This is a genomic window from Microbacterium tenebrionis (assembly GCF_020682665.1).
In the GTDB taxonomy this organism is placed as follows: Bacteria; Actinomycetota; Actinomycetes; order Actinomycetales; family Microbacteriaceae; genus Microbacterium; species Microbacterium tenebrionis.
The window spans coordinates 108,195-133,178 of sequence record NZ_JAGTTM010000001.1; the positions used below are offsets into that span (position 1 = coordinate 108,195).

23 protein-coding genes are annotated in these 24,984 nt (G+C 69.8%); 13 read left to right on the forward strand and 10 right to left on the reverse strand.

What is annotated here, in order from left to right:
* Positions 1-56: 56 nt before the first annotated feature.
* Positions 57-1,091 carry an NAD(P)H-dependent flavin oxidoreductase gene (locus tag KEC56_RS00605; protein ID WP_227529394.1) on the reverse strand — a complete coding sequence of 345 codons (1,035 nt, stop codon included), beginning with the start codon at positions 1,089-1,091 and terminating at the stop codon, positions 57-59.
* 45 nt (positions 1,092-1,136) lie between these two features.
* On the opposite strand from KEC56_RS00605, the gene KEC56_RS00610 reads away from it, so the two are divergent.
* A complete protein-coding gene (locus KEC56_RS00610; RefSeq protein WP_227529395.1) occupies positions 1,137-1,424 on the forward strand; it encodes a DUF6412 domain-containing protein in 288 nt (95 codons plus the stop codon).
* 64 nt (positions 1,425-1,488) lie between these two features.
* Positions 1,489-2,244, forward strand: coding sequence for a YidC/Oxa1 family membrane protein insertase (locus KEC56_RS00615; RefSeq protein WP_227529396.1), 756 nt, complete (start codon positions 1,489-1,491; stop codon positions 2,242-2,244).
* A gap of 41 nt (positions 2,245-2,285) precedes the next feature.
* Here the strand turns inward: KEC56_RS00615 and KEC56_RS00620 are convergent, their stop codons facing one another.
* Positions 2,286-3,188 (reverse strand): EamA family transporter, encoded by a 903-nt coding sequence (locus KEC56_RS00620; protein ID WP_227529397.1) that lies wholly within the window; start codon positions 3,186-3,188, stop codon positions 2,286-2,288.
* 71 nt (positions 3,189-3,259) lie between these two features.
* Here KEC56_RS00620 and KEC56_RS00625 point away from each other — a divergent pair, with 71 nt between their 5' ends.
* Entirely contained in the window at positions 3,260-4,195 is a 936-nt protein-coding gene (locus KEC56_RS00625) for a LysR family transcriptional regulator (protein ID WP_227529398.1), read from the forward strand.
* Between the two features lie 85 nt (positions 4,196-4,280).
* Here KEC56_RS00625 and KEC56_RS00630 read toward each other — a convergent pair whose 3' ends face one another.
* The 4 genes from KEC56_RS00630 to KEC56_RS00645 form a co-directional block, all read right to left on the reverse strand.
* The gene (locus tag KEC56_RS00630; protein ID WP_227529399.1) at positions 4,281-5,369 is read right to left on the reverse strand and encodes an alcohol dehydrogenase catalytic domain-containing protein; all 1,089 of its coding nucleotides are present in this window, start codon (positions 5,367-5,369) and stop codon (positions 4,281-4,283) included.
* 1 nt (position 5,370) lies between these two features.
* Positions 5,371-6,078: a phosphonatase-like hydrolase gene (locus tag KEC56_RS00635; RefSeq protein WP_264674981.1), complete on the reverse strand. Its 708-nt coding sequence runs from the start codon at positions 6,076-6,078 to the stop codon at positions 5,371-5,373.
* The gene (locus KEC56_RS00640; RefSeq protein ID WP_227529400.1) at positions 6,075-7,229 is read right to left on the reverse strand and encodes a TIGR03364 family FAD-dependent oxidoreductase; all 1,155 of its coding nucleotides are present in this window, start codon (positions 7,227-7,229) and stop codon (positions 6,075-6,077) included. Before KEC56_RS00640 ends, KEC56_RS00635 begins: the two co-directional genes overlap by 4 nt.
* Before the next feature lie 345 nt (positions 7,230-7,574).
* Positions 7,575-8,489, reverse strand: coding sequence for a sensor histidine kinase (locus KEC56_RS00645; protein WP_227529401.1), 915 nt, complete (start codon positions 8,487-8,489; stop codon positions 7,575-7,577).
* A gap of 458 nt (positions 8,490-8,947) precedes the next feature.
* Here KEC56_RS00645 and KEC56_RS00650 point away from each other — a divergent pair, with 458 nt between their 5' ends.
* The gene (locus KEC56_RS00650) at positions 8,948-9,604 is read left to right on the forward strand and encodes a response regulator (protein ID WP_175985076.1); all 657 of its coding nucleotides are present in this window, start codon (positions 8,948-8,950) and stop codon (positions 9,602-9,604) included.
* An 18-nt stretch (positions 9,605-9,622) separates the two neighbouring features.
* On the opposite strand, the gene KEC56_RS14005 is transcribed toward KEC56_RS00650, so the two are convergent.
* Positions 9,623-10,489 carry an EamA family transporter gene (locus KEC56_RS14005; protein WP_227529402.1) on the reverse strand — a complete coding sequence of 289 codons (867 nt, stop codon included), beginning with the start codon at positions 10,487-10,489 and terminating at the stop codon, positions 9,623-9,625.
* 207 nt (positions 10,490-10,696) lie between these two features.
* Between KEC56_RS14005 and KEC56_RS00660 the strand changes: the two genes are divergently transcribed.
* The 6 genes from KEC56_RS00660 to KEC56_RS00685 all read left to right on the forward strand — a co-directional run bounded on the left by KEC56_RS00660 (position 10,697) and on the right by KEC56_RS00685 (position 17,280).
* Entirely contained in the window at positions 10,697-11,989 is a 1,293-nt protein-coding gene (locus tag KEC56_RS00660) for a M18 family aminopeptidase (protein WP_227529403.1), read from the forward strand.
* 67 nt (positions 11,990-12,056) lie between these two features.
* Complete coding sequence (locus KEC56_RS00665) at positions 12,057-13,505, forward strand: purine-cytosine permease family protein (RefSeq protein ID WP_227529404.1); 1,449 nt, start codon at positions 12,057-12,059, stop codon at positions 13,503-13,505.
* Positions 13,502-14,071 (forward strand): cysteine hydrolase family protein, encoded by a 570-nt coding sequence (locus KEC56_RS00670; RefSeq protein ID WP_227529405.1) that lies wholly within the window; start codon positions 13,502-13,504, stop codon positions 14,069-14,071. Before KEC56_RS00665 ends, KEC56_RS00670 begins: the two co-directional genes overlap by 4 nt.
* A gap of 194 nt (positions 14,072-14,265) precedes the next feature.
* Positions 14,266-15,135 carry a tryptophan 2,3-dioxygenase gene (locus KEC56_RS00675; protein ID WP_175985065.1) on the forward strand — a complete coding sequence of 290 codons (870 nt, stop codon included), beginning with the start codon at positions 14,266-14,268 and terminating at the stop codon, positions 15,133-15,135.
* Positions 15,135-16,067 carry an amidohydrolase family protein gene (locus tag KEC56_RS00680; protein WP_227529406.1) on the forward strand — a complete coding sequence of 311 codons (933 nt, stop codon included), beginning with the start codon at positions 15,135-15,137 and terminating at the stop codon, positions 16,065-16,067. The genes KEC56_RS00675 and KEC56_RS00680 overlap by 1 nt, the downstream gene beginning before the upstream one ends.
* Position 16,068: 1 nt before the next feature.
* Positions 16,069-17,280, forward strand: a complete 1,212-nt coding sequence (locus KEC56_RS00685) for a kynureninase (protein ID WP_227529407.1) — start codon at positions 16,069-16,071, stop codon at positions 17,278-17,280.
* 3 nt (positions 17,281-17,283) lie between these two features.
* On the opposite strand, the gene KEC56_RS00690 is transcribed toward KEC56_RS00685, so the two are convergent.
* Together KEC56_RS00690 and KEC56_RS00695 are read right to left on the reverse strand one after the other, a co-directional pair.
* Complete coding sequence (locus KEC56_RS00690) at positions 17,284-17,769, reverse strand: FBP domain-containing protein (RefSeq protein ID WP_175985060.1); 486 nt, start codon at positions 17,767-17,769, stop codon at positions 17,284-17,286.
* A 206-nt stretch (positions 17,770-17,975) separates the two neighbouring features.
* Positions 17,976-21,461 (reverse strand): bifunctional proline dehydrogenase/L-glutamate gamma-semialdehyde dehydrogenase, encoded by a 3,486-nt coding sequence (locus KEC56_RS00695; protein WP_227529408.1) that lies wholly within the window; start codon positions 21,459-21,461, stop codon positions 17,976-17,978.
* Between the two features lie 131 nt (positions 21,462-21,592).
* Here KEC56_RS00695 and KEC56_RS00700 point away from each other — a divergent pair, with 131 nt between their 5' ends.
* Both KEC56_RS00700 and KEC56_RS00705 read left to right on the forward strand, forming a co-directional pair.
* Positions 21,593-22,483, forward strand: coding sequence for a LysR family transcriptional regulator (locus tag KEC56_RS00700; protein WP_227529409.1), 891 nt, complete (start codon positions 21,593-21,595; stop codon positions 22,481-22,483).
* Between the two features lie 113 nt (positions 22,484-22,596).
* Positions 22,597-22,941: a hypothetical protein gene (locus KEC56_RS00705; protein WP_227529410.1), complete on the forward strand. Its 345-nt coding sequence runs from the start codon at positions 22,597-22,599 to the stop codon at positions 22,939-22,941.
* A 93-nt stretch (positions 22,942-23,034) separates the two neighbouring features.
* Here the strand turns inward: KEC56_RS00705 and KEC56_RS14155 are convergent, their stop codons facing one another.
* Complete coding sequence (locus KEC56_RS14155) at positions 23,035-23,436, reverse strand: four-helix bundle copper-binding protein (RefSeq protein WP_175985621.1); 402 nt, start codon at positions 23,434-23,436, stop codon at positions 23,035-23,037.
* Between the two features lie 183 nt (positions 23,437-23,619).
* On the opposite strand from KEC56_RS14155, the gene KEC56_RS00720 reads away from it, so the two are divergent.
* Positions 23,620-24,975, forward strand: a complete 1,356-nt coding sequence (locus KEC56_RS00720) for an MFS transporter (protein ID WP_264675016.1) — start codon at positions 23,620-23,622, stop codon at positions 24,973-24,975.
* The last annotated feature ends 9 nt before the right edge of the window (positions 24,976-24,984 follow it).

Genomic DNA, 24,984 nt, shown 5'->3' on the forward strand with positions numbered 1-24,984 from the left:
CCGATTCCCGCCGAAACGCTGACCCGCCGCTTTCGGCGCCGCCGCACGGCCGCGCCTCAGAGCCCCGCAGCCAGCTCCGCGAACACCTCGTCCGCCGCGTCGAGCCGCGACAGCCCTGCGGCCTGCCCCATCCACAGCGACTGCAGCTCGCCGAGGTTCTGCTCACCCGCCGCTGCGCGGAACTTGCCGGTGAGCCAGTTCTGCATCGGGAACGGCGCGATCGTGCCGCTCGCCTCGATCGCCCGCACCGCGCGATTGCGGGCTCCGCGCGCGAGGCGTCCGCTCATCGCGCGGGTCAGCACCGTCTCGTCCGCCGCCGCCTGACGGATCGCCGCACGATGCGCCTCGGTCGCCGCCGACTCGCGCGTCGCGAGGAACGCGGTGCCCACCTGCACTCCTGCCGCCCCGAGCGCGAGCGCTGCCGCAACTCCGCGCCGGTCGGCGACGCCGCCCGCGGCGACGACGGGGACGCCGACGGCATCCACCACCTGCGGCACGAGCGCGAACGTGCCCACCAGCGAATCCTCCGCCGGCCGCAGGAACGACACTCGGTGTCCCGCCGCCTCAGCTCCGCACGCGACGACGACGTCGACGCCGCCTTCCTCCAGCGCGACCGCCTCGGCGACGGTGGTAGCCGTGCCGATCACCCGGATGCCACGGTCGTGCGCCTCGGCGACGAGATCCGCCGACGGCACCCCGTAGACGACGCTGAGCGCAGCGGGCGCGGCATCCCAGATCGCCTCGAGCTGCTCCTCGAGCGCGGGCAGGTACTGCGCAGGGCGCGCCGGCACCTCGACGCCGACCGCCTCGTAGAACGGCTCGAGCGCCTGCGCGAACACCGTGTGCTGCGGCCCGGGCTCCACCTCGTCCCCGGTCGGCAGCCAGATGTTGAGAACGAACGGCTTGTCCGTGGCCTCTCGCAGCGCCGCAGCCGTCGAACGGATCCGCGAGCCGTCGTACCCGTACAGTCCGTACGCGCCGAGCCCGCCCGCCTCGCTGACCGCCGCGGTCAACGCCACGGACGACAGCCCGCCGAACGCACCGAGAAGGATCGGATGCCGGATGCCCAGGACCTCGCGCAGATCGCTCATGCTCCCCAAGCTACGCCCCAGCCACGCGCTGGTACCCTCTGTGACATGACGGACGGGATCGAGCAGCTGCTGCAGCTGATCCTGTCTGCGCTAGGACTGGTCGCGATGCCCGATCTCGCATCGCTCGACCTCGCGGGTCTCACCCTGGCCGTGGCGCTCCTCGCCGTCACCGCCCTCGTCACGGCGATCACGCTCGGCCTCGTGCCGACCGGCCAGAGCTCTGCACCGCATCCGCTCCGCGCCATCGGAGCATCCGTCCTGCTCGCACAGAGCGATCCGGATGCCGACGGCCACCCGCGTCCGCGGGCGCCGGGAGTCGCGCGCGCCGTGTGACCGTCCGTTCGGGTCGGGAGCACGGCATCAGCCGACCATCCCGACTCTGTGAACGGACATTCCCTTGGACATCTATGCCTTCCCACCCATCGCGGCGATCCTCGACGCCGCCTACGGCGCCCTGACCGCGCTCTCCGCAGCGCTCGAACCTCTCGCCGGTACCGCGGCATCCGCGGCCGCCGTCATCCTCGTCACCCTCCTCATCCGCGCCCTGCTCATCCCCGTCGGCATCTCGCAGGCGAAGGCCGAGCAGGCCCGCGCCCGCCTCGCCCCGAAGCTGCGCGAGATCCAGAAGCGCCACAAGAAGAATCCCGAGCGGCTGCAGCGGGAGACGATGCAGCTCTACAAGGACGAGAACACCTCACCTTTCGCCGGATGCCTGCCCGTGCTGCTGCAGGCCCCCGTCGTCGGCATCCTCTACACCTTGTTCCTGCGCACCGACATCGCCGGGCACGCGAACGACCTGCTCACCCACGACCTGTTCGGAGCGTCGCTGGGCACGAGCCTCGTGCGCATGCTGTTCGCGGGCCCGTACTCGCTGCCGACGCTCCTCGTCTACCTGGCGCTCATCGCGATCATGATCGCGGTCGCCGAGCTCACGCGGCGGGCCTTCCGCCCGACGCCGGTCGACGACTCCCCGCTCTCCTCCCCCGGGATGCTGCGCATGATGAACGCCCTGCACTACCTGACCGCGGGCTTCGCGGTGTTCGTGCCGCTGGCCGCATCGCTGTATCTGACGGTGACGGTGGCGTGGACGCTCGTGCAGCGGGTGATCCTGCGGCGGCGCTACCCGCTGCCGGTCCAGCCCGCCTTCAAGTAACGCAAATGACCCGATCGCCGCGCGATATCGGGTCATTTGCGTTACTTGAGCGAGGAGGCGACAGCAGCCTCAGGCTCGATCCGGCGGCGGGGACGCACCAGGCTCACCCCGACGCTGGCTGCGATCACCAGCGCGATCGCAGCGAGACGGAGCGGACTCGCCTTCTGCCCGAGCAGCAGCCAGCCGGCGAGGGTCGCCGTCGCGGGCTCCAGGCTGAGCAGGATGCCGAACACGCGCTGCGGCAGCAGCCGCAGTGCGCTGAACTCCAGCGTGTACGGGAGCACCGATCCGAGCAGCGCCGTGCCGATCGCGAGCAGCACGAGCGTCGGATCGGTGACCGCGACGACCGCCGCCGGCACGCCGAACGGGAGCATGAGGACGGATGCCACGACGAATGCGACAGCGAGCGCCCCGCGCCCGGGGATCACCGCGCCCGCGTGCGCGGAGGCACGGATGTAGAACGCCCAGAATGCGGCGGCGATCAGCGCGAAGCCGATCCCGATCGGGTCGAGCGCGTCGCTGCCGATCAGCCCGTCGACTCCCAGCAGCGTGATGCCCGACACCGCCAGGATGAGCCAGGCCGTGTCGGTGAGACGTCGGGTCAGGATCGCCGACAGAACGAGCGGGCCGAGGAACTCGATCGCCACGGCCGGGCCCAGCGGGATGCGGTCGATGGCCGCGTAGAAGGCCGCGTTCATGCCGCCGAGCGCGACGCCGAACGTGATCGCCGCCTTCCACTGACGCCGATCCCACCCGCGCACGGCAGGCCGGATCACCACGAGCAGGATGACGGCGGCGATGCCGAGACGGATCGCCGTCACACCCCACGCTCCGAGGGTCGGGAACAGCTCTGTGGCCAGCGCCGCGCCGAACGACAGCGACACGCACGAGCCGAGCACCAGAGCCGCGCCGGTCGGTGTGCGTGTGGTGGTCGTCGAGGTCATGCGTCCATTCTGATCCCAGACCATTGTTCAATCCAGCAACCGTCTCTAACGTGAACTCGTAAGCTTTGCTTATGCTCAGTGTTCCCCGTCTGCGCCTGCTCCGCGAACTCCACGTGCGCGGCACGATCGCGGCCGCCGCCCAGGCCCTGTCGTACACGCCGTCGGCGGTGTCACAGCAACTGGCGCAGCTCGAACGCGAGAGCGGCGTCGCACTGCTCGAGCGCATCGGTCGCGGCGTGACGCTGACGCCGGCGGCGATCGCTCTCGTCGAGCACGCCGAGGCCGTGTTCGACCGCCTCGAACTCGCCGAATCGGAGCTCGCCGCCGCCCAGCCCGAGATCACCGGGACCCTGCGCGTCGCGTCGTTCCAGAGCGTCGTGCTCGCTGTGCTGCCCGGCACGCTGCAGCTCATGGCCGAACGGCATCCGCATCTGCAGATCGACGTCACCCAGCGCGAGGTCGGCGAAGCCTACGACGGCCTCCGCTCCACCGCCTTCGACCTCATCATCGGCGAGGAGTACCCCGACGAGACCCCCGTGATCCGAGCCGGGATAGACCGCGCGGATCTTCTCGTCGACCCGATCTGCCTCGCACTGCCCTCGCACGGCCCGCACGCGGTCCGGCCGCGCACCCTGACCGATCTCGCGGAGATCCCCTGGGCGCTCGACCCGGTCTCGACCCCGACCGGAGTCTGGGCGCGCACGCTCTGCCGCCGGGCCGGGTTCGAACCGCACGTGCGCTTCGACTCCCCCGACCCGCTCGTGCACGCCCACCTCGTGCGCTCCGGGCTCGCCGCCGCGTTCATGGCCGCGCTGCTCGCGCCGGACCACCTGTCCGGGATCGACCTCATCGGGCTCCCAGGGCAGCCGCACCGAGTGCTCCAGACCGCTGCACGCACGGGACGGTCGGCGCACCCCGCCGTGGTCGCGTTCCGCTCGGCGCTCAGCGACGCGATCGCCGCGCAGGCACCGTCCGGTCCGCCGTGGACGCGCACGCTGGCCGGGTGAACCACCAGTTCAAGTAACGCAAATGACCCGATCGCCGCGCGATATCGGGTCATTTGCGTTACTTGAAAGGCGAGGGGCGACGACCTCAGCGCGGGTTGACGGCCACCCGCAGCGGAGCGTCGGGAACGGATGCCGCGGCGATAGCCGCATCCACATCGTCGAGCGGGAATACGGCACCGACGGCATCCGCGAACGGGTAGGCGCGTCCGGTGCCGGCGAGGAACGCCGTCGCCGCCGCGAGCTCCCGCGCGGTGTAGTTGTGCACGCCGGTGACGGTGAGCAGTCGCCGTACGGCCGACTCGGCGTCAAACGGCACCGCATCTGCCGGGAAGACACTCCCCACCAGCACGACCGTTCCGCCCACGTCCGCGGCGGCGAAGGCGTCGGCGACGGCGTGACCGGATGCCTCGATCACGATGTCTGCCGGCTCGGAAGCTGTGGTCGCCGCGGTCCCGCCGAACCGCTCGGCGAACGCGCGGCGCGCGGGCGACGGATCGACGACCGTCACCTCGGCGCCGGCATCCGCCGCGATGGCGACCGCCGACAGTCCGACCAGACCCGCGCCGTACACGAGCACGCGACGCCCCTCCAGATCACGACCGGCCGCGCCACGACCCACGGCCGCCCACGCCGTCGCCGCCGCGCACGACGCCGGCGCGAGGACCGCGGACGGCAGCGCCTCGGGAACCCGGACGATCGCAGTGCCCGCACGCAGGTGCACGTGCGTGGCGAACGCCCCGGTCAGCTCCCAGCGAGGGCCGATCCGCTCGTGCCCGTACTTGTGCAGTGAGCGACACTTCTGCGGATGACCCGCGCTGCACCGATCACACGCGCCGCACGACACCGTCACCGACCACACCACGCGGTCGCCCACGCGCAGATCGGATCCGTCGACGGTCTTCACGCCGTCGTCGCCGACCGCGATGACGCGGCCGACGCTCTCATGCCCGAGCACCAGCGGCGTCGGAGCGGGGCGATGCCCGGCGACGGTGTGCAGGTCCGAACCGCACACCGTCGACAGTTCGACGGCGACGAGAGCATCGGCGGGCCCGAGCGCGACTCCCGGCACGGCGACCGTCTCGTGCGCCTGCCCTGCGCCGAGCCACACCCTCGCGATCGCGGCCGGCCTCAAAGTGACGTCGTGTCGCTCCTCATGCGGGGCCAGAACACGCATGTCACGGCGTCCGGGCTGCGAGGACGGAACGGACCAGACCGCGCTCCGCGAGCACTGCGGGAAGGTCCACCACGCTGTCGAGCACGGCATCCGCACCGGCGAGCGCCGCACGGTCGTGCGCCCCCGAGAGGACGCCGGCGACGAAGCCGGCACCCGCCCTGCGACCGGTCTCGACATCGCTCGCGGTGTCTCCGGCCACGGCCACGGCCTGCACCGAGGATGCACCGGTGCGCAGCAGTGCGGTGAGCACGAGGTCGGGGGCCGGCCGCCCACGACCGGCGTCGATCGGCGACAGCGCCAGGTCGACGAGGTCGCCCCAACCCAGTGCGTCGATCAGCGCGTCGCGCGTGACCGGGGCGAAGCCCGTCGTGAGGACGACCGAGAGGCCGGCGTCGCGCAGGGCGCGAATCGCATCGGCTGCGCCGGGGATCTCCTCAGCGCCCTGCTCGGCGATGATCTCGGCGTAGGCGCCCTCGAAAGCCGCGGTCGCGGCGGTGGCTGCGGCGACATCGCCGGCGGCGAGGTGCGTGAACACGTCGATCTTCGACATGCCCATCGTGTCGCGCACGTACTGCAGCGCCTCGGGCCACGGCATCCGATCGGCGACGCCGGTGCGCTCGGCCGCGCGCTGAAACGCCTGCTCCACCACGCCGTCGTCTCGGACGGTCGTCCCTGCCATGTCGAGGACGACGAGTTCGATGGCGGTCATGATGCTCCTTCTTCTGCGAGCTGCGGTGCTCGCTCGTATGCTGCGGCGATCGTGTGCTCGGCGAGTCCGAAACCGGTGGTCATGCCGATTCCCGTCGTCGCGCCGATGACGTGCAGGCCCGGCTCGGGTTCCTCCATGAGGAACTCGTCGGGGCCGGATGCGTAGACGCCCTGCCAGCGCTCCACGATCCGGAGGTCGCCGAGGTCGAGCAGCGCACGCGCCTCGTCCAGGAACGCCTCGAATGCCGACTCGGGCTGGAACGGCGAGGGCTGGATGCCACGGGCATGCGAGTCGCCGAGGATGAGCGTGCCGTCGGGCAGCTGCGTGTACATCTGGTTCAGGTCGAGGGCGGCGAGGTCGGGGCGCTCCGCGTGCATGCGCTCGCGCAGGCGTGCTGTCTCGGGGTACGCGGCGAAGCGTGCGTAGCGCAGCAGCGACCATCCCGTCAGCAGCGGCGCCTCCAGCGGACGCGGCATGCTCGCGCTCACGCGCATCATGTCGAGAGCGCAGCGGACGACGCCGACGCGCTCGGCGACCCCCGGCAGCAGCTGGTCGACGTCGTGGTTCACGGCGACGACGACGCGTCCGGCGCTGATCGATCCGCGTGTGGTCGCGACGCCCGTACCGGATGCCGCGGTGACGGCGGTGCGGAAGCGGAACTCGACGCCGAGCTCGGCGAGATGCCGGATGATCGCGCCGGCGGCCTCACGCGGATTCGTCTGCAGGTCTGCGGCGATGCGGGCGCCGCCGACCACGGCGCCTTCGCGGATCGGAGCGCTGCTGCGGAGGTCGTCCGCGGAGAGCAGGCTCACTCCGCCGTCGTCGGCGGCGCGTTCGAGGACGGCGAACTCGTCGGCATCCCGCGCTGCGATCAGCGTCCCGGATTCGCGGAGCCAGAAGCCGGTGGCCGCGGCGAGGTGCAGCCAGACGGGTCGCGCGATGTCGGCGAGCTCGCGTGCCAGGCCTGTCTGAGCGCCGATGCAGAGGTGACCAAAATTGCGGATGGTCGCACCGACGGGCTTCTCGGTGCGATCGACGACGATCACACGGAGTCCGCGCCGGACCGCCGCGTACGCGGTGCCGAGCCCGACGATGCCGGCCCCGACGACCACGAGGTCGGCGGAGTCCGCAGGCGCGGGTGGACGCGTCATGATGACCTTTCGGAGCGAGGGGAAGTGAGATCCACTGTGGCATCCGAATCTCGGAGCCCCGCGCCGAACCGGGAAGAGTTTCCCTGGCGTTTACCCGACTGTCGCCCTTGTCCTCGCGGCATGAACACGGGCTGAACCGAGCGGCCGCGGGGCGTTGACGACGTTCGCGGCGGGCCGTCAAGGCAGAGAAAAACCGCGAGCGCGATGCTTCAGATCGTCCGCGCCCGCGGTCAGCGCTGGGGACGCTATTTCTGGGGTACTCCGAACCTAGAACTCACTGGGGCGACCCATAAGGCACGAATGTCGATTCCGCATTGGACGTTCGACCAGAAATGCCTCGGCGGCTCAGGTGACGGGAAGCCTGGCGGACACTCGCCATTGCCCATCGACGGCTTGCGCGCTGAACTGGCCACTGGCTCCGATGACGCGCTCGGCCATGCGGTTCAGGCCGGTCCCGCTCGAGGGCAGGTCGCGTCGCGGGGTGTGCGGGAGCGGGCTGGTGATCGTCAGCGCGGCAGCCTCGTCATCCACCACGAGGCGGATGACGACTTCGCCGGCACCGGCGTGCTTGAGGATGTTGGTCGCCGACTCGCGGACGATGCGGCCGAGGACGATCTCGGCGATGCGGGGCAGGCGTCCGTCGCGGGGATCGCCTTCGGTGACGACCGGGTGCCCGGCAGCCTCGATCTCGGTGCGGGCCTCATCGATGGCCTCGGCGAGGTCACCGGTCTGCACGACCGAAGCGCGGGGGCCGTCGTCGGCGAGTTCGATCACGAATCGCAGATCGGCCATCGCCTTGCGCGCGGCGGCGCTGATCGCCTCCTGCGAGTCACGGCTGATCTTGGGGTCGTCGAGCATCTGGACGTGCAGAGCCACCACCGTGAGATGGTGCGCGATGCTGTCGTGGAGCTCGCCGGCGATCCATCGTCGCTCGGCGAGTACGGCCTCCTTCTCTTGCTCAGCCTGGAGCGCAAGCTTCTCCTCTAGGCGATGCCCGCGCGCCGAGGCGACGCGGAGCGCGAAGCCGATGGCTCCGGCCACGGTGGCGATGATGAGGTAGATGCCGACGTTGACGGGAGTACCGAAATCGCCGTACGCGACGATTCCAGTGGCCACCAAGTAGGCCGCGACGTATACAAGAACCAACGCGGTGCGGCCCACACGCATCACGAGGCCCACGCCGACCGATGCGGCCATGATCACGGCGAACTCCGTGCTCGTGACAAAAGAAAGCGCGAACACCACGCCAAGAGCGGCCACCGCAAGCCACGGCCACCAGACGAAGAGCGCGAAGCTTGCCGTTGTCGCAATGCTGAGAAGGGACTCTGTTAGTCCCGCTTGGGGATTTATCGCGAGATTCAACACATCGACCGCGATTAGAACGCCGATGACAGTAAGAACCGCGATCCGTTCAAGGAGGTTGAGTGACTCTGCCCGCGTCATTCGAAGGAGCCCGGGATCATCCCTCGTGGACAGGCTTTGAGCCATGGCTTTGGTATCTCCTATTTGCCAGGTATTCTAGCGAATGATACCGAATGCGCGTGCAAGCTGCTCCCAGAAAGTCATAGTTTTCACCACCTCGTATTTGTCTTTCGTTGAATGTCTGTATTCATCCTCTCGGTGGGGATCCGAGAGCACATCTGACTCTCGTTTACTCTTTGCTAGCCAAACGTCTACGTAGGCGCCTTGGGCATAAGTACCCCAGTTAGGCTTCCCTCATGCCGCAGATCCGTGTCCTCATCGTCGACGACGATCCCCTCGTGCGCACCGCGCTTTCGCACTTCGTCTCACGCGATCCCGAGATCGACGTCATCGGCGAGGCGGAGACCGGGCTCGAGGCGATCGCATTCGTCGAGAAGGACCGCCCCGACGTCGTGATGATGGACGTGCAGATGCCCGAGATGAACGGCATCGAGGCCACGGGCAGGATCGCCGAGCGCTGGCCCGACGTGCGCATCCTCGCCGTCACGACTCTCGACGGCAGTGACACCGTGCTGCCGATGCTGAGCGCCGGCGCATCCGGCTACATGCTCAAGGACTCCAGCGCCGACAGCATCCTCGCCGCCGTCCGCGAGGTGCACAGCGGAGCCAGCTCGCTGTCCCCCTCGATCGCGTCGCTCCTCATCAAGCACGTCCGCGACGAGGCGCCGACCGGCGCCCGCGCGGATGAGCTCGAAGCGCTCACCGAGCGCGAGACCGAGGTTCTCGAGTGCCTGTCCCAGGGCATGTCCAACGCCGAGATCGCGCGTGCACTCATCGTCTCCGAGGGCACGGTCAAGGCGCACCTCGGGCGCATCATGTCGAAGTGGCATGTCCGCGACCGGGTGCAGATCCTCGTCACCGCCGCGCAGGCGGGGCTCGTCAGCTTCCACTGACCGCACGACCTCGCGCGCTCAGAGCGCGAGCAGCACGATCCCGGCCACGACGATCCCGGACGCTCCCAGCCTCGCCACCGGCCTGCTCTCCTTCAGCGCGAGGACGCCGAACAGGCTCACCAGCACGACGCTGATCTCGCGCAGCGGTGCGACGAGCGCGACGGGCGCGAGCGTCACCGCGATGAGGATGAGGATGTACGACAGCGGGGACAGGAATCCGAACACGACGATCCGCCGCCACTGGAATCGGGCGAACGTCGCCGTCTCACGCCACCGCCCGCGCAGCATCACGGAGTAGATGAGGATCTCCATGACACACGTCCCGACCATGTACGGGATGGGCGCCAGGTGCCATTCGCGGACGGCGTGGGTGTCCCAGATCGTGTACGTCGCGATCGCGACGCCGGTGAGCAGACCGAACACCAGCGAGGGATCGACCCGCCGACCGGTGTCGCCGCGCGACGGGCGATCGACCAGGCCGAGCGCGACAACTCCGGCGATGATGGCCGCCACCCCGACCAGGGCCCACCCGGACGGCCGCTCCCCCAGCATGACGATGGCCGCGATCACCGCCAGGAACGGACCGCTCCCCCGCGCCGTCGCGTACACCGTGGAGAGGTTGCCCACGCGGTAGCCGTGCTGGAGCACGAGCATGTAGACGACGTGCAGCGCTCCCGAGACGCCGACGCCGATGAGGAAGCCGGTCAGATCGCTCTGCTGCATCCCGCCTGTGAACGGGATGGCGACTCCCCAGATGACGGCACCGGCGACGGCCCCGCACCAGAGGAACGAGATGCCGGCACGGCTGATGCCGTGGGCGATGACGTTCCACACGGCGTGCGCGACAGCGGCCGAGAATACGAGGACGAGAGCAAGTGCAGACACGGGAGCCTTCTGTCCGTCAGCGGGCGCGACGAACGGGCTCCTCCGGGCTTTTGTCCTGTCAGATGACGGCCGGCCCACGTAGGCCCGTCGTGGTGCCGCTCGGACCAGTCGGGCGTAAGCCCCGGAACCCTAGGCACTGTCGCGCGACACCATAACACCCCGCCGTGAACAGCAGGTGGTGCATGCGACGCGGATACGATCGAACCCATGGTCGTCACTCCCGCCGCCCTCGCTCATGCCGAGGACCTCGCCGATTTCGTCTCCGCATCGCCCTCGAGCTATCACGCTGCCGCCGAGGTGGCGCGCCGCCTCGAGGAGGTCGGATTCACCCGGCTGGACGAGCTGGAGGACTGGCCGGCGCAGTCGGGCGGGCGGTTCGTCGTCGTCCGCGACGGAGCCGTGATCGCCTGGGTCGTGCCGGCGGATGCCGCACCCACCATGCCCGCGCAGATCCTCGGCGCGCACACCGACTCCCCCGGCTTCAAGCTCAAGCCGCAGCCGACGACCGGCTCACGCGGGTGGCTGCAGGCGGGCGTCGAGGTGTACGGCGGACCGCTGCTGAACTCCTGGCTCGACCGCGAGCTGCGCCTGGCCGGGCGCCTCGCGCTCGCCGACGGCAGCGTCGTGCTCGCCGACACCGGAGCGCTGCTGCGCCTGCCGCAGCTCGCCATCCACCTGGACCGCGAGGCGAACAAGGCTCTGTCCCTCGACAAGCAGATGCAGACGCAGCCCGTCTGGGGGCTCGGCGATCCGCTCGAGGAGGACCTGCTCGGCGAGCTCGCGGCATCCGCCGGTGTGAACGCGGCAGACGTCCGCGGATTCGACGCGGTCGTCGCCGACTCGGCACGCGGAGCCGTGTTCGGCAAGGACAGCGCGTTCTTCGCCAGCGGCCGCCTCGACGACCTGGCATCCGTCCACGCCGGGACCGTCGCGCTGGCCGGCGCTTCGACGGGCTCAGCGACCGGAAGCGGTTCGATCGCCGTCCTCGCGGCATTCGACCACGAGGAGCTCGGCTCCGCATCGCGCTCAGGAGCCGCAGGTCCCTTCCTTGAGGATGTGCTGTCGCGCGTGTATGCCGGCCTCGGCGCGGATGCGACCGAGCAGCGCCGCGCGTACGCGGCATCCTGGCACCTCTCCAGTGACGTCGGGCACTCGGTGCACCCGAACTACGTGTTCAAGCACGACCCGGTCGTCCAGCCGCTGCTGGGGTCGGGGCCGATCTTGAAGATCAACGCGAACCAGCGCTACGCGACGGACGCCGTCGGCGCAGCCGCGTGGGCCTCGTGGTGCGAGAGCGCCGGGGTCGCATCGCAGGAGTTCGTGTCGAACAACAGCGTGCCGTGCGGGTCGACGATCGGCCCGATCACTGCCACGCGCCTGGGCATCCGCACGGTCGACGTCGGCATCCCGATCCTGTCGATGCACTCGGCCCGTGAGCTCGCAGGGGTCACCGACCTGCACGACCTCACCCGCGTCGCGGAGGCGTTCTTCTCCGCCTGACGGTCGATCCCTGAGCCTGTCGAAGGGTCGCGCCCCGCGGTCACCGCCGCAGTGCCAATATGGGGGCATGTCAGAGAAGATCGCAGCAGCGCCGGCACTGATCGAGCGCGCGGGAATCGAAGTGATTCCCGAATCCGAGCGCACGGCGAAGCCGCGCGACCTGTTCTGGCCGTGGTTCGCGGCCAACGTGTCGGTGTTCGGCATGTCGTACGGGTCGTTCGTGCTCGGGTTCGGCATCTCGTTCTGGCAGGCGACGATCGTGTCGATCATCGGCATCGTCATCTCGTTCGCGCTGTGCGGGCTGATCGCGATCGCCGGCAAGCGCGGCTCGGCGCCCACGATGGTGCTCTCCCGCGCCGCATTCGGCGTACACGGTCAGAAGGTGCCCGGCATCGTGTCGTGGCTCACGTCGATCGGGTGGGAGACGTTCCTCGCCATCATGGCGGTGCTCGCCACTGCGACCGTCATCACGCAACTCGGCGGCGACGGCGACAGCGTCGCACTGAAGATCATCGCGACCGTCGTGGTCGCAGCGCTCATCGTCGCGGCATCCGTCCTCGGGTATCACACGATCATGAAGATGCAGTCGGTGCTCACGTGGATCACCGGTGCCGTCACGATCCTCTACGTCATCCTCACGATCCCGCACATCGACTTCGCGGCGGTCATGGCCCTGCCCGCCGGCGGCATCGGCGCCGTGATCGGCGCGCTCGTCATGGTCATGACCGGCTTCGGCCTCGGCTGGATCAACATCGCCGCCGACTGGTCTCGGTATCAGAAGCGCACCGCGTCCGACGGCGCGATCGTCTTCTGGAACACCCTCGGCGGCGCGATCGCCCCCGTGCTGCTCGTCGTTTTCGGTCTGTTGCTCGCCGGCTCCGATCACGAACTGATGGCCGCGGTCGGTGCCGATCCGATCGGAGCGCTCGCGACCCTGTTGCCGATCTGGATGCTCGTGCCATTCCTGCTCACCGCCGTGCTCGCACTGGTTTCGGGGGCCGTGCTCGGCATCTACTCGTCGGGCCTCACGCTGATCAGCCTCGGCATCCGCATCCCGCGGCCGTCGGCAGCCGCGATCGACGGCGTCATCCTCACGCTCGGAACGATCTGGGTCGTGTTCTTCGCGACGGACTTCCTCGGACCCTTCCAGTCGTTCCTGATCACGCTCGGCGTGCCGCTGGCGTCGTGGGCCGGCATCCTCATCGCCGACATCCTGCGGCGCCGGAAGGACTACGACGAGGACGCTCTGTTCGATGCGCGCGGCCGCTACGGCGCGTGGGACTGGACCTCGATCGTCACGATGGTCGTCGCGTCGGTGATCGGCTGGGGGCTCGTCGTCAACAACTTTGCCGCCGAGGCCGCGTGGAACAACTGGCAGGGCTACCTGCTGTTCGCCATCGGCGGGCGTGACGGCGACTGGGCATACGCGAACCTCGGCGTCTTCTTCGCGCTGGTGCTGTCGTTCCTCGTGACGTGGTTCGCCCGGGCGGCGAAGATCCGGCGGCAGGAAGCATGAGCTCCTCGCGTCCTGAGCCCACCGAGGAGTGGCTGGTCGTCATCGACCCGCAGAACATCTTCGCGTCGCCCGACTCGGACTGGGGATCGCCGTTCTTCGCCGAGGCGATGCCGCGCATCCGCACGCTCGCGGACGCGTTCGGCGAGCGTGTGATCGTGACGCGATGGATGCCGACCGCAGACCGCTCGACCTCATGGGGAGAGTACTTCGCTGCGTGGCCGTTCGCCGATCAGCCGCCGAGCGATCCGCTCTTCGATCTGGTTCCGGACGCCGCCACGCTGTCCACCCGGCCGACGCTCGACCTGCCGACGTTCGGGAAGTGGGGCCCGGAGCTGGAGGCGATCGTCGGCCGCGGCGGACGATTCGTTCTCGCAGGCGTCTCGACGGACTGCTGCGTGCTCTCGACGGCGCTGGCCGCGGCGGATGCGGGGGCGCGCGTCACGATCGCCACCGACGCCTGCGCCGGCTCGACCGCCGAGAACCACGCCGCGGCGCTGCACGTCATGGGCCTGTACCCGCCACAGTTGGCGCTCGCGACGACGGCCGAGGTGCTCGCCGGCCGCTGACGCGACCCCGGCGGCCGACATTTCGGGGGTCCGACGCACAGATGTCGGGCGAGTTCGCCCGATGCGTCCGACATCCGTATATCCGACCCCCAGAGTGTGAACCGTCATCGCCGACGAACACGGCACCCGCGGCCGGGACGTGCACGGCGATGCTGCTGACGCCTGACCGATCGTTCAGGATATCCTCGAGGATCATGGGCACCGAAGCGGACGATACGGCCGGAAACGAACGGCGGCTCGAGGACACGATCGTCACCGATCTGTCGGGACGCATGACCTACGGGTCCTATCTCGGCCTCGATCAGCTGCTCTCGGCGCAGCATCCGGTCAGTGTTCCCGAGCACCACGACGAGATGCTGTTCATCATCCAGCACCAGACCACCGAGCTGTGGCTGAAGCAGATGCTGCACGAGCTGTCCTCCGCGCGCACGCTGCTCGCCAGCGACGACCTGCGCGAAGCACTCAAGCGCGTCGCGCGCGTCAAGCGCATCCAGGACGTCATGACCCAGCAGTGGTCCGTGCTCGCGACCCTCACCCCGACCGAATACGCGCAGTTCCGCGGAGCGCTGGGGAACTCGTCCGGATTCCAGTCGGTGCAGTACCGCGCCGTGGAGTTCGCGCTGGGCAACAAGAACGAGCGGATGCTTTCAGTCTTCCGCGACCACCCCGCGAACCTGGCCCTGCTGACGGCGGAGTTCGAGCGGCCCACGCTGTACGACGAGTTCCTGCGCTACGCGTCGCGGCGCGGCATCCCGATCCCGGCAGAGATCCTCGAGCGCGACGTCCGCGAACCGTACCGCCCGCACCCGTCCCTCGTGCCGGCGATCCGCGAGATCTACGAGGACCCGCGCACGCACTGGGATCTGTACGAGGCATGCGAGGATCTCGTCGACCTCGAAGACAACTTCCAGTTCTGGCGGTTCCGGCACCTGAAGACCGTCGCGCGCACCATCGGCATGAAGCCCGGGACCGGTGGTTCGAGCGGCGTCGGGTTCCTGCAGAAGGCGCTCGAACTGACCTTCTTCCCCGAGCTGTACACGGTGCGCACCGAGATCGGGGCCTGATGCGCCGGGTCGCCCGCGGCTTCGTGGTCGGCGGATTCACCGATCACCACGTGCACCTGCAGTTGGTCGACGCATCGCTGCTCGCGGGCTCTGTGCTGGGTCGGGTCGTGGACCTCGGCGGGAACCCGGAGGTGATCGCCGGGCTGTCGCGGAGCGCCGCCTCGCACAACTCCGGAGAGCTGACGTCAACACAGCTCTCGGCTGCCGAAGCAGCCCCGTTCGACGCAGAATCTCCGGAGTTATCCGGCGGGGGCGGGGTGCAGATCGCCTTCGCCGGGGCATTCCTGACGCCCCCGGGCGGCTACCCGTCGGACCGCGCCTGGGCGCCGGCGGGTTCGGTGCGCGAGCTCGGCGACGCGGATGCCGCAGCCGCGGCCGTCGCGGAGATGGCGGATGCCGGCGCGAACTGCATCAAGGTCGCGAGCAACAGCACGGCGGGCCCGGTGTTCTCCGACGACCTGTTCACGGCGATCCTCGAACTCGCGGCATCCCACGGGCTGCTTGTCGTCGTGCACGCCGAAGGACCCGGCCAGGCGCAGCGAGCGGCACGGCTCGGCGCCGATCTGCTCGCGCATGCTCCTTTCACCGAACGGCTGACCGATGACGAGATCGCTGAGCAGGCGGCATCCGTGCAGTGGATCTCGACGCTCGCGATCCACTCCGGCCGGGCGTATGCGACGGCGATCGACAACGTCCGCCGGTTCCACGCCGCCGGTGGCGTCGTGCTGTACGGCACCGACATGGGCAACGGCGATACGCCCGCCGGTCTCAGCGAGCGCGAGGTTGCAGCCCTGCGCGACGCCGGCATCGACGGCGACGATCTGATCCGCGCCTTCGCACCGGTCGACGGAGCGCGGGCACTGTTCATCCCCGGCGACAGCCCCGACCCGCTGCTCGCCCGCCCGCTCACCCCCGCCGACCTGGAGGCCTGATATGACCGATCTCCTCGCCGAAGCCAGAAAGCTCGACGCCCGCGATCCGCTCGCCGCGCACCGTGATGCATTCGTCGACGCGCCCGGCGTCAGCGCCTACCTCGACGGGAACTCGCTCGGACGCCCGCTGCGCGAACTGCCCGACCGCCTCGCCGCGTTCATCCGCGAAGACTGGGGCACGCGCCTCATCCGCTCGTGGGACGAGGAGTGGATGGACCTGCCGACCCGACTCGGCGACCGCATCGGCGCCCTGTGCCTGGGCGCTGCCGCCGGGCAGACCGTCGTCGCGGACTCGACCACGGTGCTGCTGTACAAGCTCATGCGCGCGGCTGTGGACGCCCGTCCAAACCGTTCGGATATCGTCATCGAGGAGGGCAACTTCCCCACCGACCGGTTCGTCGCCGAGGGCGTCGCAGCCGAGCGCGGGATGACGCTGCGTTGGGTCGCTGCCGACCCGGTCGCCGGCGTGCAGGTCGCCGACATCGAGGCGGTCGTGAACGAGAACACCGCGCTCGTCGTGCTCAGCCACGTCGACTACCGCTCGGGCGCGCTGGCCGACATGGCGGCGATCACGGATGCCGTGCACGCATCGGGCGCGCTGATGCTCTGGGACCTCTGCCACTCGGTCGGCGTGATCCCGACCGAGCTCGACGCGTGCGGTGCCGACCTCGCGGTCGGCTGCACGTACAAGTATCTGAACGGCGGGCCGGGTTCCCCCGCGTTCGCGTATGTCAACGCCCGTCATCATGGCGTGCTGCGCCAGCCCGTTCAGGGATGGATGGGCGCCGGAGACGTGTTCGCGATGAGCTCGGCGTATGCGCCGGCCGACGGCATCCGCCATTTCATCAGCGGCACGCCGCCCGTGCTCGGGATGCTGGCGATGCAGGGCATGCTCGACCTCATCGAGCAGGCGACCATCGACGCCGTGCGCGAGAAGTCGAAGACGCTGACGGATCTGGTCGTGCAGGCTTACGACGAGGAGCTCGCGCCGCTCGGCGTGCGGCTCCTCAGCCCGCGGGATGCCGCTGCGCGCGGCGGCCACGTCACGATCGGCCACCCGGATTTCGCCGAGGTGACGAAGACGCTGTGGGCGGACGGGGTGATCCCGGACTTCCGGTTCCCCGACGGCATCCGGCTCGGGCTGTCACCGCTGAGCACGTCGCATCAGGAGGCGCTCAGCGGCGTGCTGGCCGTCCGGGATGCACTGGGCTGACGCTCAGCCGGCGACGGCTCCGACGAAGGCCCGCACGTTCTCGCCGAGCCGTTCGATGCGGGCGAGCCTGGCCGCCTCGCGGTCGAATCCCTCGTATGCGAGCGGCGGCAGCAGGCGAACCGTGTGCGAACAGCCGAACTCCGAGCACGCGAGGGTGCCGACGGTGTCGCCGTTGCGACCGGCAGGTCCCGCCTTGCGCGCCGCGAAGAACTGCACGTCGTTGCGGAGCGTGACGTCGTCGCACCACGAGCACTGGGCGCGGGATGCGACCCTCTGCTCGGCGCGCTGCAGCAGCACTCCGGTGTGGACGCCGTCGATCTCGACCACGACGTAAGCCCGGCGGGCGAACTTCGGGTCGCTCCAGCCGAGGTAGTCGAGCTTGTCGAAGTCGATCTCGGCGAAGCCCGGGGGAAGGGCGAGCGATGAGGCCTCCTTGCGGGAGGCGTTGATGAAGGATGCGCGGATGGCGCGCTCGTCGATGGGACCCATGGTGATGCTTTCTGTTCTGGCGTGAGATGGAAGTCGGCATCACTCAGACGGATGCCGGGTACGACGATCTGCCGGCGACGGGGTTCCGCCTCCGGCTGATGATCAGCCTCTGCCGCCGGCGCGATGTGCGCCTGCGACCGCCTTCCGCGCCCGCCGGGCGCTCTCTGTGAACAGCACCCGGCGAGTCTACGCCTGTCCCTGCCGTGTCAGCTCGACGTCAGCGCCGCGATCTCATAGCGCCGCGGCGTGCCGAACCGGTGCGACGAGATCGACACCGCCTGCTCGCGCAGGTACGGCAGCAGCTCGATCCGGCCCGCGCTGACGACGGCTCCGGCGTATACGGCGACCGCGGGCGACCCGCCGGTCGCGGCCACGACAGCGGCGAGGTCGCCGCCGACGAGACGGATCCGCCCGCCCGTCTCCGCGATCCGTCCGGCGCGGGCGGCCCACGCATCGGCGGACTCGACGACCGCGACGACACCTGCAGCCGCCAACCACGACCGCACCGCCGCAGGCAGCTCGGTCGCCGTGCTCACGCTGAGGCGCGATCCCGTGCGCAGGCCGACGGCGAGCACGCGGACCGCGTGAGTGGTCTCCGCATCCTCGATCCGGATCGTCACGGGCACGGCCTGGTAGCGCAGCGCGTTCTGCTCGGTCTTCAGGCCCGTGACGTCGCGCACGGCGCCGAACTCGTCGCGCCATGCCGCGACGTCCGTCGCCAGAGCGCCGGCCAGCCAGCCCGTTCTGTCGGCGCCCGGATCGGATGCCGCGGCGAGCGCTGCGGTCGAGAGGGCATCGGTGGGCGCATCCGCGGTGACCGGAGCGTCTTCCCAGTCGGAGAGACCTGCGAGGTAGTTCGGGCCGCCCGCCTTGGTGCCCGCGCCGACAGCCGCCTTCTTCCAGCCGCCGAACGGCTGGCGCTGCACGATCGCGCCGGTGGTGCCGCGATTGACGTACACGTTCCCGGCCTGGACGGAGGCGAGCCACTGCGCGACCTCGTCCTCGTCGAGGGAGTGCAGACCGCTCGTCAGGCCGTAGTCGATGGCGTTGACGAGATCGATCGCCTCGGCGAGGGTGTTCGCCGTCATGATGCCGAGGACCGGACCGAAGTACTCGGTGAGGTGGAAGGGGCTGCCGGCGGCGACGCCCTCGCGGATGCCGGGCTTCCACAGCTGCCCGGCCTCATCGAGGCGCTCCGGCTCGATGACCCACTTCTCGTCCGGCTCGAGCGTGGTCAGGGCGTGCAGCAGCTTGCCCTCCGCCGGACCGATGAGGGGTCCGATGCGGCTCGCGCCGTCGCTGGGGTCGCCGACCTTGTACGAACCGACCGCGTCGATCAGCTGCCGGCGGAAGCGCTCGCTGGTCGCCACGGTCCCCACGAGGATCACGAGGGATGCCGCGGAGCACTTCTGCCCCGCGTGCCCGAACGCCGAGTAGGCGACGTCCTTGGCGGCGAGGTCGAGGTCGGCGCTCGGGGTGACGATGATCGCGTTCTTGCCGCTCGTCTCGGCGAGCAGCGGAAGGTCGGGGCGGAAGCTGCGGAACAGCTCGGCGGTCTCGTAGCCGCCGGTGAGGATGACCCGCTCCACGGCCGGGTCCGACACCAGCTGGCGGCCGAGTTCGCGACCGTCCAGCTGCACGTATTGGAGGACATCGCGGGGAACCCCCGCCTCCCACAGCGCCTCGATCATGACCGCGCCGGAACGACGCGCCTGGCGCGCAGGCTTGATGATGACCGGAGACCCGGCGGCGAGCGCGGCGAGCGTTGAGCCTGCGGGGATCGCGACGGGGAAGTTCCACGGCGGGGTGACCACGGTCAGACCCACCGGCTTGTGAACGGCGCCCTCGATCGCCTCGGCGCGCTTGGCGCTCTCGGCGTAGTAGTGCGCGAAATCGATGGCCTCGGAGACCTCCGGGTCGCCCTGCTCGAGCACCTTGCCGGCTTCGGAGCCCATGACCTCGAGGAGGTCGGCACGGCGCGCCTCGAGTACGTCGCCGGCGCGATGCAGGATCGCGGCCCGCCCCTCGGCACCGAGCTCCCGCCAGGATGCACCGGAAGCAACGGCCCGGGCGATGACGGCGTCCAGAGCCGCGGCATCCGACAGCGTGTTCTCGCTCACGGTGGCGTCGCCGAGCGTCGAGGATTCCATTCGGGCACGGATGCCGTCGCCCCATGCTCTGTTCGCCGCAAGGCTCGGGTCGGTGTCGGGGGTGTTCGTGAAGGAGTCGGACGGCGCGGCCGCGGCGGCTCGCCCGCGGTCCTGCGTGCGGTTGGGAGCCGGGACGTCCTGCGGCATCGACGCGATCGAGGCCAGGAAGCGGTCGCGTTCGCGGGCGAACAGTGCGGGTTCGTCGTCGAGTTCGAAGACGGCCGACATGAAGTTGTCCGTGGAGGCCCCCTCCTCGAGGCGACGGATCAGGTAGGCGATCGCGACGTCGAACTCGGCCGGGTGGACGACCGGCGTGTAGAGCAGGAGGGAGCCGACCGTGCGGCGGACGACGGTCGCCTGCGCCGAGGCCATCCCAAGGAGCATCTCGAACTCGATGGGCAGGTCGTTCCTCATGCCCGCTGATCCTGCTGCCCGCGAAGGGCCGACGATCCCCCGCCGGTTCGCGAGCAACCAGGCCAGGGCGATGTCGAAGAGGTTGTGACCGGCGACGCCGATGCGGACGTTCCGGACGTGCTCGGGGCGCAGCGCGTAGTCGAGCACCGCCTTGTACGAGGCATCCGAGGCCTGCTTGCTGTGCCAGGTGGCGAGCGGCCAGTCATGGGTCTCGGCGTCGACCTGCTCCATGGGGAGGTTCGCGCCCTTCACGACGCGCACCTTGATCGGCGCTCCCCCGCCGTCGACGCGTGCGGCCGCCCACTCCTGCAGGCGGATCATGGCGGCCAGAGCATCGGGCAGGTAGGCCTGCAGGACGATGCCGGCCTCGAGTCCGCGGAACTCGTCCAGGTCGAGGATGCTGGTGAAGACCGCGATGGTGAGGTCGAGGTCCTTGTACTCCTCCATGTCGAGGTTGATGAACTTGTTTCTCGCGACGGCGATGCGGTACAGCGGCAGGAGCGCGTCCGCTGCGTGCGCGACGGCATCGTCGAATGCCCACGGGCTGTGCGGCGCGACCGTTGACGACACCTTGATCGAGACGTAGTCGACGTCGTCGCGTTCCAGCAGGCGGCGCGTGCCCTCCAGGCGCCGGGCCGCCTCGTCCTGACCGAGGATGGCTTCGCCGAGCAGGTTGACGTTCAGATGCACGCCCTCGTCCGAGCGGATGCGGCGGATGGCCTTGCCGAGCTTGGAGTCGGTGGCGTCCACGATGAGGTGGCGGACCATGCTCCGCAGCACGCGGCGGCTGATCGGCACGACGATGCCGGGGAACGCGGGGGCGAGCGCGCCGCCCAGCCGGATGAGGCCGCGCAGGGCTGCGGGCAGGAAGGCCGGGGTCAGCGGGACGAGCTCGCGGAGGTTGCGTGCGGCGACGGAGAGGTCCTCCGGGCGCACCACCCCGTCGACGAAGCCGACGGTGAAGTCCAGCCCGTGCGGATCGCTGAGGACTCCGGCGAGGCGTGCGGCTGCCGTGTCGGCGGGGATCTCGCGGCTCGCCACGAGCCAGGTCCTCACGAGCTCGATCGCGTCGTCCGCGAGCTCTGCGATATCGGCGTTGCCGGTGCGGACTTCCGTCGTCCTGGTCATGGTGCTTCCTCACTCACGGGCGCGGCGGAGCCACGCGACCTGCTCTCAGTGTGAACCGCGATATCATGCGTGAAAAGCGCACATTCATGATCGATACCATTCGGTTTCATCGAATCCTTGAAGGAGAGGTCGTGTTCGAGCTGAGACGACTGCGCCTGCTGCACGAACTGGCGCTGCGCGGGACGATCTCCGACGTCGCCCGCGCGCTGTCGTACAGCCCGTCGACGGTGTCGCAGCAGCTCGCGCTGCTCGAGCGCGAGGCCGGCGTCGCGCTGCTCGAACCCGACGGCAGGCGACTGCGGCTCACAGCTCAGGGGCGGCTGCTCGCGGCACACGCGGCCCGTGCGATCGAGCTCGATGAGGCTGCACGAGCCGAGCTGTCGGCCTCGCAGCATGCACCGGCGCGCGTGCGCATCGCCGTGATGTCGACGGCCGCGGAAGCACTCGCCCCGGCAGCGCTGGGGCTGCTCGCCGAACGCATGCCCAGCCTGCGACTCGAGATGGTCGAGATGGCGCCCGAGGAGGGACTGTTCGAACTGCAGGCGCACGCGTTCGACCTCGTGGTCGCCGAACAGTATCCCGGGCACACCCGGGAGCTGCGGCCGGGCATCGAGCGCACGCTCCTCGGTCACGACCCCGTGCGGCTCGTCGTGCCACTGGACTCGCCCGCCACCGGACTCGCCGATCTGCGCGACGCCGCATGGGCGATGGAGCCCGAGGGCGCCGCCGTTCGCCGATGGGCCGTGCAGCAGTGCCGGGCCGCGGGGTTCGAACCGGATGTGCGGTACGAAGCGACCGATCTCACCGCGCACGCGCGACTCGCGGCCACCGGGCACGCAGCGGCGATGCTGCCCGATCTCATCTGGACGGGCGGCCGGGATGCCGTGCGGCTGCTGGAGCTGCCGGGGAGCCCCGTGCGCGAGATCTTCGCGGCGACCCGTTCGTCCTCGCGCGGCGGCGAGGCGATCGAAGCCGTCCTCACGGCGCTGCGCGATGCCCTGGAGGCGCACCGGCCGCGGTGAGCGCCCCCGCAATGTTTCCCCCGGTGACGCCTCCGTTCCGCCGTGCACGGGTCGGCCCGTACTCTTGCGGGAACGTCACCCGACGTGCATCTCCCCGACCCAGGAGTCCCATCATGTCCACCGCTCACCGCACAGCATCCGCCCTCGAGGTGAGCGAGCGTGCGGCGTGCATGTGCGACCACGGCGACGTCTGCTCCTCGTTCGCTCCGGGGCACGCGCTGCACCTGATCCAGGCCCGCCTCGCGGCCGCAACGCCGAGCGAGTGGGTCGACGGGATCGTCGAGGGCACGGATGCCGCCGCGGGCGCCGTGGTCGTTCGCACCCTGGACGGCGCGGAGTGGGCACTGTGGAGCGCCCAGGGCGCGGCGCTGGAGGTCGAGCCCGGCGCGCCTGTCGCGCTGCACACGCGGTATCACGTGCTCGCTGTCGGGCGCGTGCGCTTCAACGTCGCGATCTGACGGAGTCTCGGCTTCGACTCGACTGCGGCTCGCTCAGCCCGTTTCGTCTCGCTCCGCTCGCTCAACTACCCGCGTGTTGAACCTGTCGAACGGTCAGGCGGCCTTCATCATCATGTTCTTCATGTCCATGCACGCGTCCATGCAGGCCTTGCACGACTGAGCGCACATCTTGCACACCTCGCTGTGATCGGCGTGCTCCATGCAGGCATCCATGCAGAGCTGACACATCGCGATGCAGGCATCCAGCATCGACATCATGACCGCGGGGGTCATGCCCTGCATCCGCATCATCGAGCGCATCATCGTGTTGCACATGTCCGCACAGTTCATGCACGCCGGGGCGCAGTCCATCAGCTGCGTCGAGCAGACCGTGCACGCCTGTTCGCACGCCGAGCACGCATCCATGCACGCCTGCATGACGGCCATGTCCATCGTCTCCATGCCGCTCATCGACTTCATGTCGTGGGACATGGCGCCCATCATCATCGAGTCCATCCGCACACCTCGCTCCGCATCGTGGTCGAGCCTCCACGCGACTCGCACCGGGATGACGGGCTGATCAACCCGCCTGTCGCCAGGGTAAACCCGTCGTCGTCGTGCGTCGAGGGTGATCTCGCGAAGCCCGACCCTCGGCCCCAGCCAGGGCGTAGTGTCATCCTCGTGCCAGCCTTCTCAGCCATGCAGCGGCTCGTGATCACGATCGCTGCGCTCGCCTCGTTCGTGACCTTCCTCGACGGCACCGTCGTCACGGTCGCCCTGCCGGCGATCCGAGATGAGCTCGGCGGCGGCATCGCCACGCAGCAGTGGGTGGTCGACGCGTACCTCATCACGCTCAGCGCCCTGATCCTGCTCGCCGGGTCCCTGTCGGATGCTTACGGGCGGGTGCGGATCATGCGGATCGGCCTCATCGCCTTCGGCGTGGCATCCGTCGCCGTGGCCGCGGCGCCCGAACCGCTCACCCTCATCATCGCGCGCGCCTTGCAGGGGGCTGCGGGAGCGCTGCTCGTGCCGAGCTCGCTCGCCCTGATCATGGCGACGATGCGCGGCGAGCTGCAGTCGCGGGCGATCGGCGTCTGGACGGCCTTCACCACCGGAGCCCAGGTCGCCGGCCCGCTGCTGGGCGGGCTGTTCGTCGACCTGCTGTCGTGGCGCTGGGTCTTCGTGATCAACGTCGTCCCGATCGGCGTCACGCTGTTCCTGCTCGCGCGACTTCGGCTGCCCGACCATCCTCGCGGCGTGCGCGTGGACTGGTGGAGCGGCATCCTGTGCGCGGTCGGTCTCGGCGCCGTGGTGTTCGCCCTCATCGAGCAGCCGAACTTCGGCTGGGGGTCGCCGGCGATCTGGATCCCGGGTCTCGTGGGCGTGGCGATGTTCGTCGGGTTCCTCGTCCGCCAGCGGCAGTCCCCGGACCCGCTCATGCCGCTGTCGCTGTTCGGCGCCCGCAACTTCGCCTGGGGTAACCTCGCGACGCTCTTCATCTATGCGGCCCTGTCGCTCAATGGCTTCGTGATCGGGGTGTATCTGCAGGAGGGAGCGGGGCTCCCGGCGACAGCGGCGGGCCTGGCGAGCCTGCCGATCACGATCCTCATGATCCTGCTGAGCTCGCAGGCGGGCGCCTGGGCGGGTCGGCTCGGTCCGCGACTGTTCATGACCGTCGGCCCTCTGCTCATGGCCGCCGGCGCCCTGCTGCTGCTCACGGTCGCCCCGGAGTTCAGCTACTGGTGGCAGGTCCTGCCGTCGATGATCGTGCTGGGACTCGGGCTCTCGCTGACCGTCGCTCCGCTCACCTCGGCCGTGCTCGGCGCGATCGACGAGAAACGCTCCGGAATCGCCTCGGCGGTCAACAACGCCATCTCGCGCGTCGCGGGCCTCATCGTGGTGGCGATGCTGTCGACGATCGTCGGCGGAACGCTCGACCTCGACGGCTTCCACAGCGCGGCCTGGGTGACCGCGGCGCTCATGGCCGCCGGCGGGATCGTCTCGTGGATCGGCATCCGCAAGACGGCGTTCGCGGAACCCGAACCGGCGGAGTGACCCCGCGCG

Coding starts and splice junctions, on each gene's coding strand:
- KEC56_RS00605 (WP_227529394.1), bottom strand. CDS start 1,091: ATGAGCGATCTGCGCGAGGTCCTGGGCATCCGGCATCCGATCCTTCTC.
- KEC56_RS00610 (WP_227529395.1), top strand. CDS start 1,137: ATGACGGACGGGATCGAGCAGCTGCTGCAGCTGATCCTGTCTGCGCTA.
- KEC56_RS00620 (WP_227529397.1), bottom strand. CDS start 3,188: ATGACCTCGACGACCACCACACGCACACCGACCGGCGCGGCTCTGGTG.
- KEC56_RS00625 (WP_227529398.1), top strand. CDS start 3,260: ATGCTCAGTGTTCCCCGTCTGCGCCTGCTCCGCGAACTCCACGTGCGC.
- KEC56_RS00630 (WP_227529399.1), bottom strand. CDS start 5,369: ATGCGTGTTCTGGCCCCGCATGAGGAGCGACACGACGTCACTTTGAGG.
- KEC56_RS00635 (WP_264674981.1), bottom strand. CDS start 6,078: ATGACCGCCATCGAACTCGTCGTCCTCGACATGGCAGGGACGACCGTC.
- KEC56_RS00640 (WP_227529400.1), bottom strand. CDS start 7,229: ATGACGCGTCCACCCGCGCCTGCGGACTCCGCCGACCTCGTGGTCGTC.
- KEC56_RS00650 (WP_175985076.1), top strand. CDS start 8,948: ATGCCGCAGATCCGTGTCCTCATCGTCGACGACGATCCCCTCGTGCGC.
- KEC56_RS00660 (WP_227529403.1), top strand. CDS start 10,697: ATGGTCGTCACTCCCGCCGCCCTCGCTCATGCCGAGGACCTCGCCGAT.
- KEC56_RS00665 (WP_227529404.1), top strand. CDS start 12,057: ATGTCAGAGAAGATCGCAGCAGCGCCGGCACTGATCGAGCGCGCGGGA.
- KEC56_RS00670 (WP_227529405.1), top strand. CDS start 13,502: ATGAGCTCCTCGCGTCCTGAGCCCACCGAGGAGTGGCTGGTCGTCATC.
- KEC56_RS00675 (WP_175985065.1), top strand. CDS start 14,266: ATGGGCACCGAAGCGGACGATACGGCCGGAAACGAACGGCGGCTCGAG.
- KEC56_RS00680 (WP_227529406.1), top strand. CDS start 15,135: ATGCGCCGGGTCGCCCGCGGCTTCGTGGTCGGCGGATTCACCGATCAC.
- KEC56_RS00685 (WP_227529407.1), top strand. CDS start 16,069: ATGACCGATCTCCTCGCCGAAGCCAGAAAGCTCGACGCCCGCGATCCG.
- KEC56_RS00690 (WP_175985060.1), bottom strand. CDS start 17,769: ATGGGTCCCATCGACGAGCGCGCCATCCGCGCATCCTTCATCAACGCC.
- KEC56_RS00695 (WP_227529408.1), bottom strand. CDS start 21,461: ATGACCAGGACGACGGAAGTCCGCACCGGCAACGCCGATATCGCAGAG.
- KEC56_RS00705 (WP_227529410.1), top strand. CDS start 22,597: ATGTCCACCGCTCACCGCACAGCATCCGCCCTCGAGGTGAGCGAGCGT.
- KEC56_RS14155 (WP_175985621.1), bottom strand. CDS start 23,436: ATGGACTCGATGATGATGGGCGCCATGTCCCACGACATGAAGTCGATG.
- KEC56_RS00720 (WP_264675016.1), top strand. CDS start 23,620: ATGCAGCGGCTCGTGATCACGATCGCTGCGCTCGCCTCGTTCGTGACC.